Genomic DNA, 12950 nt, shown 5'->3' on the forward strand with positions numbered 1-12950 from the left:
GGCGGAGACGATGACCAGGTCCCGCAGGCGGCGCAGCAGGTCCTCGGTGAAGCGGCGGGGGTCCTGCCCGGTCTCGATCACCTTGTCCACGACGCCGAAGACGGCCGAGCCGTCGCCGGCCGCGAAGGAGTCGACGACCTCGTCCAGCAGGGTGTCGGGCGTGTAGCCCAGCAGGCCGCTGGCCAGGGTGTAGGTGACTCCCTCGGGACCCGCGCCACCGAGCAGCTGGTCGAGCACCGAGAGGGTGTCGCGGGCCGAGCCGGCGCCGGCGCGCACGACCAGCGGCAGCGCGGCGGGCTCGATCGAGACACCCTCCTGGGTGCAGAGCTCGGTCAGGTAGGAGGAGAGCAGCCGCGGCGGGATCAGGCGGAAGGGGTAGTGGTGGGTGCGCGAGCGGATGGTCGCGATGACCTTCTCGGGCTCGGTCGTCGCGAAGATGAAGCGCAGGTGCGGCGGGGGCTCCTCCACGAGCTTGAGCAGGGCGTTGAAGCCCTGCGTCGTGACCATGTGGGCCTCGTCGATGATGTAGACCTTGTAGCGGCTGCGCACCGGCGCGAAGAACGCCTTCTCCCGCAGGTCGCGCGCGTCGTCCACACCACCGTGGGAGGCAGCGTCGATCTCGATCACGTCGATGGAGCCCGGGCCGCCGCGGGCGAGGTCCACGCAGCTCGGGCACTCGCCGCACGGGTCCGCGACGGGGGCGAGGTCGCAGTTGAGCGCGCGGGCCAGGATGCGGGCCGACGTGGTCTTGCCGCAGCCGCGCGGGCCGGAGAAGAGGTAGGCGTGGTTGACCCGGTTGTTGGCCAGGGCCACCCGCAGCGGCTCCGTCACGTGCTCCTGCCCGATGACCTGCTGGAAGGTCTCAGGTCGGTAGCGGCGGTACAGCGCGAGGGGTGACTCCACGTCAGAACACTAACCACCGGCGCCGACACCCGGTAGCGGGCCGGTCCGTCCTCGGTGGAGGACCGCCTCCCGGGCGGGCGTGAAAAGAAAAAGGCCCCCCATGCACCCGACAGAGCTCACTTACCCTTGCTGCCTTCCGGCCCTGGGGGAGTTGGGCGAGATGCCGCCACACGGGGGGTTGCGGAGAAGTCTAGGCGATCCCCGACGAGAGTCCGAGGTGGGATCGATTTCATCCACCCGGGACCTGCCCGGTAAGGTCTCCGGCGGAGGATTCGCCTAGTGGCCTATGGCGCTCGCTTGGAAAGCGGGTTGGGTGTGAAAGCCCTCAGGGGTTCGAATCCCCTATCCTCCGCCGCTGAGCAGGGATGACGCCGGCTCTCGTCGACAGACGGGAGCCGGCGTCCTGCGTCTCAGGGGGGTCCGGCAGACCAGCCCTAGGAGGGCAGCGTCCGGTCCAGGGGCAGGAAGTGGGCCAGGCACCGGTCGATCCAGGTCGCCAGGTCGACCAGGTCCCGCAGGTCGACGGCGGCCGTGACGCCGGCCATGCCCTCCCGGAGCACCGCCACGTGGCGACCCAGCAGCGCCCGCAGGACCTCGTGGAAGGACGGCTCGCAGCCCGACAGGATCGCCAGGTCGTCGAAGACGTCCGCGTAGTCGTCCCAGGGGAAGCCGTGGAGGTCGGCGAAGGTGCTCACGAGGCCGTGCTCCCCGGGGGTCAGCCCCTCGAAGGCCGCACGGTCGGTTGCGCGCTCCCGCTCGAGCATGCGTGCTGCGTTCATGCCCACCATTAGAGAGGTGTCGCACCCACGGACACCACCCGCCGAGCGCAGTCCGAACAACCCCGAACAGGCCACGGGATCAGGTCACACCGGGCTCCTGCAGTGACTACGCTGGGGTCATCGTCGGACCTGCAGCTGGAGGAGCGCCCGTGGAGGTGCAGGGCACCCCGCCCGAGTCACGCGAAGAGGCCCGTTGGGACCACCTGGCCCTCGAGCTCCAGACGTTGCGCACGCGCGCCGGCGACCCGTCGTTCGCCGAGATCGCCCGCCGGGTGAGCGAGCAGCGACTGGCCCGTGGCGCGAGCGAGCACGCGGCCCGTGTCGCGCGCACGACGGTCTACGATGCCTTCCGGACCGGCCGCGCCCGGGTCAACCTCGAGCTCGTGCGCGACATCGGCACGGCGCTCGGCGGGAGCGACGCCGACGTCGACGGCTGGATCGCACGCTGCCGACACCCCCAGCCCCCTGAGCAGTCCTCGGCGCCGGAGCCCCAGCCGGTCGAGTCCTCCGTCGTCCCGCCCGCCGGCGTCCGGGAGGCCGTGCTGCTGATGGCGGCCTGCTTGGCGGCCAACCTCCTGGGGCGGACGTTCGTGGACTTCCTCCACCTGCCCATCCACCTCGACATGGTGGGGACCGCCATCGCCGCGATCGCGCTGGGCCCGTGGCGGGGGGCCGCCGTCGGCGCCTCGACCAACGTGGTCGGGGCTCTCCTGAGCGGCCCGGCGTCGATCCCCTTCGCGATCGTCAACGTCGCCGGTGCGCTCGCCTGGGGATACGGAGTGAGGCGCTTCGGCCTCGGCCGGACCCTGCCACGCTTCCTCGCGCTCAACGTGATGGTGGCAGCACTCTGCACGCTCCTGGCGGTGCCGATCCTGGTCGGGCTCTACGGCGGGTCCGCGGGCAACGGCCAGGACACGATCACGACGACCTTCCTAGCGCTCACCCACCAGCTGACCGTGTCCGTCGGATTCTCCAACCTGCTGGTCTCGCTGGCCGACAAGCTGTTCAGCGGGTTCGTCGCGCTGGTCGTGATCTCCACCCTGCCGGCGGGGCTGCGGCTCGGCTCGCGGCTCGTGCTGTCCGCGCCTCCCCCGACGCGCTGAGGTCAGTCGCGCCGGCGGGCCAGCACCGGGCGGAGCAGGACGGCCACGACGAGCGCCCCACCGGCCAGCAGCCCCCACCAGACGGCGTTGCGCTTCGTGCTGGCGAGCACGTCGGCCTCCGGTTGCGGCGCCTCGGCCCGCTGGTCGCCCTCGTCGACGACCCGGGTCCCCCCGACGTCGCCCTCCTCGGTCGGGCGCAGCGGTCGGGTGAGCGCCTCGACGGGCTGGACCACGCCGTGACCGGTCAGCACCGTGGACGCGCGCAGCGAGCCCGTCGCCGTGCTCTCGAGCCGGGCCACGACCTGTCGCGCCGACTCCTCGGGGAAGGCTGATCGCACCAGGGCGGCGACCCCGGCCACCTCGGCGGCGGCCCAGGCCGTGGAGATGTCCGACAGCAGGCAGGTGCTGCGTCCGTCGATGCCGACCGAGACCGCGTCGAGCGTGGGGGCCGCCAGGTCGGTGGCCGAGCTGCGCAGGACCTCACCGTCGGCGTCGCCCACGACCACCTCGTCCTCGACGAGCGCGGTGCCCGTCGCGTTGACCGCGAGCACCCCGGGGTTGGCCGCCGGCCAGATCACCGGCCGCGCGTCCTCACCGTGCGGCGGCTCCTCGCCGTCGTAGCCGAGCTCGGGGTAGAGAGCGTCGGACTCCTCGGTGGGACGGTCGCCGCTCGCCGCCACCACCAGCACGTCCTTGGCCGCGAGGTCGGCCAGGACGGCACGCAGGTCGGCGTCGAGCTCGGGGGTGCGGGCGAAGCTGAGGCCCACCACGAGCACGCCCACGTCGCCGCGGGGCAGGCCGGCGACGTAGCGCAGCCCCTCCAGCAGCAGGTCGGCACGGGGACCCACCTCGGCGCTGGTGTCGTCGGGGTCGCGGCGGTCGTAGACGCGCACGTCGAGGATCCTCGCGCCGGGGGCGATGCCGATGGGCTCCTCCGGTGTCCCCTGGGCCGCGATGAGCCCGGCCATCGAGGTGCCCTGGGGGTCGACGAGCTCGCGCGCCGCCTGACCCGCCGGGCGGACGACGTCCATGAGGTCGGAGTCCGCGACCCCCGAGTCGAGCACCGCCACGGTCACGCCGGCGCCGGGCACCCGGCCACCCTCGGCGGCGACCTGCTGGGCCCTCGCCACCTGCATCAGCTGGACCGGGGAGCCGGTGCGCTCGGTCGTCACGACGTCGGCCTGGTCGGTAGCGATGTTCTCGCAGCCTTGGTCGACGGCGTACGACGGCGCGGTGCCGCCCAGGGCCAGCAGCCCGAGCGTCAGGCCGGCCGCGGCCCCGGCCCGGCCGCCCCGGGCAGCACGGCTCACTCGCACGAGCGGCTCTCGCCGGCCTGCTCGTCCTCGGCGCCCTGCCCCAGCTCCTCCGGCCGGGTCGGCGGGCACAGCGCGGCGTCGACCGACAGGGCCTCGCCCTCCACGAACAGCTCGAGCCAGCTGTCGGGGACCACGGGCGCCTCGTCGTCGTCGAAGCCGAGGTTGGTGACCGCGTCGGTGCCGATCAGGGCATAGCTGTAACCCTTGGCGTCGATGACGAACGGCTCGCCGACCTGCGAGCTCTCCCAGCCGCCGGACAGCACGAAGGCGCCCTTGCCGGGGTCGACCGTGACGTCGCGCTGACCACCCTCGACCTCGGCGGCGCTGGCCTCGTCCTCCGGCAGCTCCACCAGCACGACACCCGGGACGGAGCCGAACGCCGGCTCCAGCCGGGCGCACTGCTCACCCACGACAGGGCGCAGGACCGCCCCCGGCCAGTCCGCGTCGAGGTAGGGCTCGACGCCGGCGGTGACGTCGGGCGGGGTGGTCAGCCCGAGGTCGCGCGCGACCCGGGGCAGGCGGGCGTCGAGGTAGACCGCCCGTGCGAACTCGCTGAACTGGGCCGGGCCGTCCTCGGTGACGACGAAGAGCTGCCCGTCGATCTCGTAGTAGTCGCCGATCCGGGCGTTGTCCGGGAGCCCTCCCTGGCCCGCCTGGTCGGACACCTCGCCGAAGCCGGCCAGGCCGAAGCTCGCGAAGTCGAGGGACCCACCACGCGGGAAGAGCGCGAGCCAGTCAGCCGGCACGACCTTGGCCTGCTCGAGGATCGGCAGGCCGAGCGCCCGCAGGGTGTTGTCGAGGCCGGGCAGGTTCGTGGGCAGCGCATAGCTGTAGGCGCGCGACAGCTCGGTGCCCTCGGGCCGGGACTGGGCGATGACGTAGAACGAGCCCTGGCTCTTGACCAGCAGCCCGGCCTCGGGAGCGGCCGTCACCCGGTCGGTCTCGGACACGTCGAGGTGCAGGCCCAGTCCGTCGTCGGTGCAGGCGGTCCAGCCGGTCTGGATGAGGTCGTCGGTCTCGGGCACGGTCACGGGCGCACCGAGGATCCCGATGTCGGCGCCCGGAGTGTTGGTGTCGATCTCGGACTGCGGCACGACCTCGGGGACGGCGTTCTCCTCGCCCAGGATCAGCTGGGCCGAGGTGATGTTGATGACCGGCCGCACCTGCGGGTTGCCGTCCTCGTCCGGCTCGAGGATGACGTAGGAGGCACCCTTCTCCTTCGACTGCACCAGGCCCGGCTCGTCCCAGTCGATGTTGACGTCGGGCTTGAAGACCCCGGCGATGGCCGCACCCGCGAGCAGCAGCACGGCCAGGGCCGCGCCCCCGATGATCGTGCGTCCCGGTCGCGTCGGCTCGACCTCGCGTCCACCCGGGGCACCGGAGACGAAGGCCGTGACGAGACGGCGACGACTGAACGCATGGGCCTCGACGAGGTCCTTCTTGGTGGCCACCGGCGATCAGCCCTCGACGATCGACTCGAACACGCCGACGGCGAGCACGAGGAGCGGCAGAAGAGTCAGCAGGGCGATGCTCTCGACGACGTCGCCGAACCTGCCGCGGCGCACGGACGGCGTCGTGGGCAGCAGCGTGACCGCGAGCAGCACGGCGCCCGAGGCAGCGAGCACCACGGCGGCGACCGGGCGCCAGGACTCGTGCATGGTCAGGACGGAGGCGGCGACCGCGACCAGTCCGGCGATGCCGGAGACGAGCCCGACCAGCACCTCGGAGCCCGTGCGGTACTGGCGGGTGCGCAGCATGACGATCAGGCACGCGACGACGGCCAGCAGCGTGCCGAAGAGCCCGCGGGAGACCGCCACCGGCGCGACGAGGACGAGCAGGAGACCGACGGTGCCGGAGATGGCGACGAGGATCTCGTGGGCGACGCGGGCGTCGGCCCCGACGCGGCGGGGGTCCACCTCGTCGGGGTCGGCGGTGATGTCGGCGGCCGAGTAGAGCTGGTCCACGGTCGTCTTGGTGACACCGAGGGCCAGCCAGGGGAACACGCTGCCGATCATCACGACGACGGTCATCACGACGGGCAGCAGGATCGTCGGGTCGACGTCGGTGGAGTCGACCAGGAAGCCGGTGCCGACGAAGACCGCACCCACCACGACCGGTGGGATCACCAGCGTCCGACCGTCACCGAGACCGACCAGGCAGACCAGGCCCGCCACCAGCGCCCCGGCACCGGCGAAGGCCACCGGCAGGCCGGACAGGTCCGACAGTCCGCCCTCGGGAGCCAGCATGAAGCCGGCCACGGCGGCGTAGCCCGCCCCCATCCAGGCCACGGCGACGGCCGCCTCGGCCTCGACCTGCACCCGCGAGAGCACGATCGCGCCCGCGACCAGGGCGAGTGCCACCGTCGCCGCCGCGACGGCCGCCAGCTGCGAGCCGTCCTGCACCAGCAGCGCCACGGCACCGAGGGCCATGAGCATGGCCCCCGCCGACAACGCCGTACGGCGCCCGGAGGCGGGCTGCCACGGCTTGAGGTCGCGCTCCACGACGTCGGTCATGGCCTCGACCACGTCGTCGTAGACCCGTGGTGTGGCGTCGTCGATGCCGGCGGTCACGGTCAGCGTCACGCCGTCCTCGACGCCCTGGAGGGTGAGACCGGAGTCGGTGGCCAGCCGGCGACCCTCCGAGGTCAACAGGTGGTAGCCGCCGTAGACGGTCGTGGCGTCGAGCATGCCGACGCTGCGGGCGAGCTCGGGCACCAGCTCGGCGACCGGCACGGCCCCGGGCAGCACCAGGTCGACGCGACGGGTGCCGGACGTGACCGTCACGCGCACCAGTCCCGAGGTCCCGACGGGGGTCTGGCTCATTCTTTCTCCCAAGATGTGCGCAGCAGACGAGCGAGCCGCATGCTACCCGCCGACCCTGCCCGCCCAGAATGTCTGCATGTGGACGTGTGTCTGCATGTGGACGTGTGTCTGCATGTGGCGGTGCGGCGGCACGAGGACGTGCGAAGGGGCCGACACGTCATGTGTCGACCCCTCCGAGGTCCGGGTCCGACGGACCCAGGACCCAGGACTCAGATCTCGAACTGAGCGGCGCCGCGGGCGTCCGCGGCCTTGTATTCAGCGTTGGACTGGTAGACCGTCTGGCTGCTGCGGTCGAGCAGGTCACGCATCTCCTGGATGGCCCAGTCCCACTTGGCCTTCGAGACGCGGTACTGCTCCTGCGCGTTACCGACCCACTGGCTGCGCAGCGGCTCGAGCTCCTGCTCGAGGCGGTTCATGCGGTCGTCGATGTCCTTGACCTTCTGGTACATGTCGGCCGCGGCCTGGTCGACCGCACCGTGGTTGACGCGAATTCCGTCGAGACTCATGTCGATGCTCCTCAGTTGCCCATGCGGTTGGAAAGGTTGGTGAAGTTGGCGCCCTGGGCGTCGTCCGTGCTGATGTTGTCGCGCTCGGTGACGCCGAGGGAGTTCTCGAACTCGTTGAGGGCGTCGACGATGACCTGCTGCTTCTCGGTCCAGGCCTGCTGGAGGGCGAAGAACGCCGTGGCGCCCTGGCCGCCCCAGCGACCCTGCACGCCGGCGATCTGGTCGGACAGCTGGCGGCTGATGTTGTTGAAGTCGATCCGCGCGTCGGACACCATCCCGGCCGCGCGGGTCAGGACTCCTTCGCCTTGGCCGAACTCGTTGGCGGTCTCTGCCATGGCCTTCTCCTTCGATTCTGGCGACGGTCAGCCGCGCATGAGGGGTGGGTTCTTCGTCAGGTGGAACGCTGTTTCGGGGCCTCGCTCCCGGTGAGGAGCGGGACAAGCACGTCTTTACCCGGCGCCTAGACCCCTAAACCTCAGCCTGTCAATTCCCACAGGTGGCGGAAGAGGCCGACGGCGACCACCACCGCACCCACCGCGAAGGACGCGCAGATGCTCTCCGCGACCTCGGCCCGACGCGACCACCAGGCCGAGCGCCAGCCACGGCCCAGCGGGACCGCGAGCAGGATCACGGCCCCGGCGAGCACCAGGGCGACGATGCCGATGGCCAGGTCGGAGCCGGCGCCTCCCTCGACCAGCACGACGACCAGCAGCACCAGCACGCACGTCAGGCCGGCCGCCCGCAGCAGCGCCCGGGCACCGAGGTGGCGATAGCTGCGGGCGGCGAAGAGCAGGGACAGCCCGGAGAACCCGACCATGGCCCGCGCGCCCACCCCGTCGTGGCGCTGGGTGGCGGCCTCCAGCAGCAGCGGGGCGGAGACCACGACGACGGCCAGGATCGCGGTGGCGGAAGCCGTGACGATGCGGGTGCCGCGCGCCGCGACGAGCTCGACCGCACGCGGAGGCACGACGATGCGACCGCGCCGCCCCGTGGGGCGGTCACGGGCCGACCAAGCGGTGACGGCGAGCCGTTCGAGGTCGATGAGGAACTGGTCGGGCACGTCGATGGCGAAGGACGGCACGAACCGCGCCGCGAGCGTGGCGAGCAGGAGCAGCAGCGCCCAGGCGACCTGGGGCCGGAAGTCCAGCAGCGCTGCGCCGCAGGTGAGCACGAAGACCAGGGAACCCACGACCACCCAGACCCGGAGCGCCTCCTCGGAGTGTCGGTCCAGGGCGCGGGCGATGGCCGCGGTCACGGCGCCGGTCAGGGCGGCCACCCCGATGATCGTGGGCAGCCGCTCGGGCGCGGGGTCCCACGCGACGACGAAGGCGGCCGCCGCAGCGAACACCGGGGCCGCGAGGATCCGGTGCGCGGCGTAGCGCCCGACCGGCAGGATCCCGAGGAACGCCGCGGCACCGAGCACGACCACGGTCGTCGTGCGGAGGTCGGAGGGTGGCTCCTGGGAAGCCGCCCATCCCGCGACCAGCGCGAGGCCGACGGCGACGCTGAACCACAGGACCGACAGGGCGCCCGGTGGTGGCGACGCCGGTCGGGAGGCACGGTCGTCGGTGCGCCGGCGGCGTCCGGTGCCGCGGGTCGGCTCCCCGCCGGGGAGCAGCGCGACCAGCACCGAGCCGGGTCCGACCCCGGCGGTCTCCAGGGCCTGGTCGGGGGTGAGCCGCCGACCGAGCGGGGTGCACAGTGCCGGGACGGACCCGAGGCCGGCCTTGTCGGCGTACTCCACGGCGACGTCGGCGACCGATGCCCCGGAGGGGACGAGGAGGTCCAGCACGCCGACCGGTCCGTGCACGCTGAGCGCGACGACGTCCGCCGTGGGCATGGTGGTCTCGCCGCCCGAGCCGGTCACGTCGCCTCCCCGAAGAGTCGCGGGTGCCGATCCACCCGGTCGAGCGCAGCGTAGTCGTTGACCAGGGTGGTCACGGCGCGGTGTGCCTATCATCAAGCCTCCGCAGCGGGAGCGGACCGGCCCTCTCGGGCACGGATGGTCGAAGGCGAGGACTGATCACGGTGAGTACGACGCTTCGCGGGGCTCGGGTCGACGAGCCCGAGATGCCGTCCGGGCAGATCGTCCTGCAGCCCCCGCCGCAGATCCAGCCCAGCGAGGGCGCTGCCGGCGTGATGATGAACGCGATCCCGATGCTCGGCAGCCTGGGCTCGATCGTGCTGGTCGCCACCATGGGCTCGCGCACCGGAGGCGGCTCGCTGCGCTTCATCGCCGCCGGCATGTTCCTCTTCGCCACGGTCGGCTTCATCATCGTGCAGGTCGACCGGCAGCGGAAGCAGCGCGCCCAACAGGTGACGGGCTCACGCACCGAGTACCTCCGCTACCTCAGCCAGGTCCGCAAGGTGGCGCGCGAGTCCGCCGACCAGCAACGACGCGCCCTGACCTGGCACCACCCCGATCCCTCGTCGCTGCCGGCCCTGGCCGAGGAGCGCTCGCGGATCTGGGAGCACAGCAGCACCGACGCCCAGTTCCTCCACGTCCGCTACGGCCTCTGCGCCCAACCGCTCGCCCTCGAGCTGGTCCCGCCCGAGAGCGCCCCCATCGACGAGGTCGACCCCGCCGCCGCCTCCGCCCTGCACCGGCTGCTGGTCGTGCACCGGCTCCAGCCGGACCTGCCCGCCTCGATCGACCTGCGCGCCTTCGACGGCGTCGACATCTGCGGCGACGAGGAGGAGGCCCGGGCCCTGGCCCGCGCCATCATCTGCTCGGCGACCGCCTTCCACTCCCCTGAGAACCTGCTCGTCGCCGTCCTGGCCTCCGACCAGCACCTGGCCCACTGGGACTGGATCAAGTGGCTGCCGCACGCCCAGAGCGCCGAGCAGAGCGACGCGGTCGGGCCGATGCGCATGGTCACCACCTCGCTCGCCGACCTGGCCACGCTGCTGCCGCCCGACCTGAGCGACCGCCCGCGCTTCGGCGCCGACGAGCGCCCTGCCATCCCGCACATCCTGCTCGTCACCGACGGTGTCGAGCTGCCTCCCGGCAACCACGTGATCCCGCCCGACGGCCTCCACGGCGTGACGGTCCTCGACCTGCCGGCCCGGTGGGGAGAGCTCGAGGACGCGAGCCGGTTGCGCATCCTCTTCGACGACGCCGCGGTGGACGAGGGCCAGCGCCAGGCGCCCGTCATGGCCCTGCGCCTGCGCGAGGAGCCGATCCGCGCCAAGGCCGACCAGTGCGACCTCGCCACCGCCGAGGCCTTCGCTCGGCGCCTCACCCCGCTGCACACCGTCTCCACCGGCACCGCCGAGCCCAGCACCGGCGAGATCGCCGGCCCGACCGACTTCATGGACCTCCTCGGCCTCGGCGACGTGCGCACCTTCGACCCCGACGCCGCCTGGCGCACCCGACCCGCCCGCGACCGGCTGCGGGTGCCCATCGGCCTCGGCGAGTCCGGCGGCCTGGTGCACCTCGACATCAAGGAGTCCGCCCAGCAGGGAATGGGCCCGCACGGCCTGGTGATCGGCGCGACCGGCTCCGGCAAGTCGGAGTTCCTCCGCACGCTGGTCCTCGGTCTCGCGATGACGCACTCCTCCGAGCAGCTCAACATGGTGCTCGTCGACTTCAAGGGCGGCGCGACCTTCGCCGGCATGTCCGACATGCCCCACGTCTCGGCGGTCATCACCAACCTCGCCAACGAACTCACCCTCGTGGACCGCATGCAGGACGCACTGTCCGGCGAGATGGTGCGACGCCAGGAGCTGCTGCGCGACGCGGGCAACTTCGCCTCGATCCGCGACTACGAGAAGGCCCGGGCGGCCGGCGAAGACCTCGCCCCCATGCCGTCGCTCTTCGTCGTGGTCGACGAGTTCTCCGAGATGCTGTCGGCCAAGCCCGAGTTCATCGACCTCTTCGTCGCCATCGGCCGGCTCGGGCGGTCCCTCGGCCTCCACCTCCTGCTCGCCTCCCAGCGACTGGAGGAGGGTCGTCTGCGCGGGCTGGAGTCGCACCTGTCCTACCGCGTGGGCCTGCGCACCTTCAGCGCCCAGGAGTCCCGGGCCGTGCTCGGCGTCCCCGACGCCTACGAGCTGCCCGCCGTCCCAGGCCTCGGCTACCTCAAGCCCGACCCCACGTCGATGACCCGCTTCAAGGCGGCCTACGTCTCCGGTCCACCGTCGGGCCGCGTGCGCGTGCGCCGTGACGAGGGCGGCCACCTCCAGGGCATCCTCCCGTTCACGATCTCCGAGGTGCACAAGCTCGAGCTCCACGAGCCCGAGCCGGAGCCCCAGGCACCGGTGGAGCAGGACAGCCAGGAGTCGCTGCTCGACATCGCCGTGCAGCACATGGTCGGGCACGGACCGGAGGCCCACGCCGTCTGGCTGCCGCCCCTCGACGTCCCCGACACGCTCGACGACCTGATGGTCGACCTCGTCGAGGACCCCGAGCTCGGGCTCGTCTCCCCGCAGTGGCGCGCCCTCGGTGGGCTCGTCGTGCCCCTCGGGACCGTGGACCGTCCGCGCGAGCAGCGCCGCGACACCCTGACGATCAACCTGAGCGGCGCGTCGGGCCACGTCGCCGTCGTCGGCGGTCCGCGCAGCGGCAAGAGCACGCTGCTGCGCACGGTCGTGACGAGCATGTCGCTCACGACGACCCCGACGGAGTCCCAGTTCTTCGTGCTCGACTTCGGCGGCGGCACCTTCGCCCCGCTCACGCACCTGCCCCACGTCTCCGGCGTCGGCACGCGCTCCGAGCCCGACGTCGTACGACGGATCATGGCCGAGGTCTCCGGCATCGTGGACCGTCGCGAGGCCTACTTCCGCGCCAACGGCATCGACTCCATCGAGACCTACCGGTCACGGCGCGCCCAGGGCCGCGCCGACGACGGCTACGGCGACGTCTTCCTCGTCATCGACGGCTGGAGCACGCTGCGCTCGGACTTCGACGACCTCGAGATGGAGATCCAGCAGCTCGCCTCGCGAGGCCTGACCTTCGGTCTCCACATCGTCACGGCCGCCTCCCGCTGGGCCGACTTCCGCGCCGCGATGCGCGACCTCTTCGGCACCCGGCTCGAGCTGCGGCTCGGTGACGCGATGGACTCCGAGATCGACCGCAAGATCGCGCAGCTGGTGCCGACGGGCCGTCCCGGCAGAGGCCTGATCCAGGGCAAGCTGCACTTCCTCGGCGCGCTCCCGCGCATCGACGGCGACCCCGGCGCGGAGACGCTGGGCGACGGCGTCGACGAGCTCATCAAGCGCGTGGCGGCCGCCTGGCACGGACCCGCCGGCCCCAAGCTGCGCCTGCTGCCGGAGCAGGTGCTGCTCTCGCGGGTGCGGGAGATGGCCGGGGTCCCCACCACCCCCGGCGAGGTCACGGACAAGCGCCTCCTGCTCGGCATCAACGAGAAGGAGCTCGCCCCCGTCGCGCTCAACCCCGACTCCGAGCCGCACCTGCTCGTGCTGGGCGACGGCCAGTCCGGCAAGTCCGCGCTGCTGCGGGCCTACGCGCAGGAGGTGCTGCGCACCCGCACCCCGCAGGAGGCCCAGATCATCCTGGTCG

General features: G+C 72.4%; 10 protein-coding genes, 1 tRNA gene and 1 other RNA gene. 3 read left to right on the plus strand and 9 right to left on the minus strand.

Features of this window, described 5'->3' with window-relative positions:
* Both dnaX and ffs read right to left on the minus strand, forming a co-directional pair.
* The coding region (gene dnaX, locus AAG827_RS20495) for a DNA polymerase III subunit gamma/tau (protein WP_341928067.1) at nt 1-903 on the minus strand (903 nt) is incomplete at its 3' end.
* Between the two features lie 89 nt (nt 904-992).
* Nucleotides 993-1083: signal recognition particle sRNA small type (ffs, locus tag AAG827_RS20500), an RNA gene on the minus strand.
* 85 nt (nt 1084-1168) lie between these two features.
* Between ffs and AAG827_RS20505 the strand changes: the two genes are divergently transcribed.
* Nucleotides 1169-1255, plus strand: a tRNA-Ser gene (locus AAG827_RS20505).
* Nucleotides 1256-1337: 82 nt separating this feature from the next.
* On the opposite strand, the gene AAG827_RS20510 is transcribed toward AAG827_RS20505, so the two are convergent.
* Nucleotides 1338-1682 carry a hypothetical protein gene (locus tag AAG827_RS20510; protein ID WP_341928068.1) on the minus strand — a complete coding sequence of 115 codons (345 nt, stop codon included), beginning with the start codon at nt 1680-1682 and terminating at the stop codon, nt 1338-1340.
* Nucleotides 1683-1831: 149 nt separating this feature from the next.
* Here AAG827_RS20510 and AAG827_RS20515 point away from each other — a divergent pair, with 149 nt between their 5' ends.
* A complete protein-coding gene (locus AAG827_RS20515) occupies nt 1832-2785 on the plus strand; it encodes a hypothetical protein (protein WP_341928069.1) in 954 nt (317 codons plus the stop codon).
* Between the two features lie 2 nt (nt 2786-2787).
* On the opposite strand, the gene AAG827_RS20520 is transcribed toward AAG827_RS20515, so the two are convergent.
* From AAG827_RS20520 to AAG827_RS20545, 6 genes are all read right to left on the minus strand, one after another.
* Nucleotides 2788-4095, minus strand: coding sequence for a S8 family serine peptidase (locus AAG827_RS20520; protein ID WP_341928070.1), 1308 nt, complete (start codon nt 4093-4095; stop codon nt 2788-2790).
* Nucleotides 4092-5552 (minus strand): type VII secretion protein EccB, encoded by a 1461-nt coding sequence (locus tag AAG827_RS20525; protein WP_341928071.1) that lies wholly within the window; start codon nt 5550-5552, stop codon nt 4092-4094. Before AAG827_RS20525 ends, AAG827_RS20520 begins: the two co-directional genes overlap by 4 nt.
* Nucleotides 5553-5558: 6 nt before the next feature.
* Entirely contained in the window at nt 5559-6923 is a 1365-nt protein-coding gene (eccD, locus tag AAG827_RS20530) for a type VII secretion integral membrane protein EccD (RefSeq protein WP_341928072.1), read from the minus strand.
* A 209-nt stretch (nt 6924-7132) separates the two neighbouring features.
* Nucleotides 7133-7429: a WXG100 family type VII secretion target gene (locus AAG827_RS20535; protein ID WP_292679094.1), complete on the minus strand. Its 297-nt coding sequence runs from the start codon at nt 7427-7429 to the stop codon at nt 7133-7135.
* An 11-nt stretch (nt 7430-7440) separates the two neighbouring features.
* Nucleotides 7441-7764 (minus strand): WXG100 family type VII secretion target, encoded by a 324-nt coding sequence (locus AAG827_RS20540; protein ID WP_292679096.1) that lies wholly within the window; start codon nt 7762-7764, stop codon nt 7441-7443.
* A 140-nt stretch (nt 7765-7904) separates the two neighbouring features.
* Nucleotides 7905-9296, minus strand: a complete 1392-nt coding sequence (locus AAG827_RS20545) for a hypothetical protein (RefSeq protein WP_341928073.1) — start codon at nt 9294-9296, stop codon at nt 7905-7907.
* Between the two features lie 161 nt (nt 9297-9457).
* Here AAG827_RS20545 and eccCa point away from each other — a divergent pair.
* The coding region (eccCa, locus tag AAG827_RS20550) for a type VII secretion protein EccCa (protein WP_341928074.1) at nt 9458-12950 on the plus strand (3493 nt) is incomplete at its 3' end.

The organism is Nocardioides psychrotolerans (genome assembly GCF_943371775.1).
Lineage (GTDB): Bacteria > Actinomycetota > Actinomycetes > Propionibacteriales > Nocardioidaceae > Nocardioides > Nocardioides psychrotolerans_A.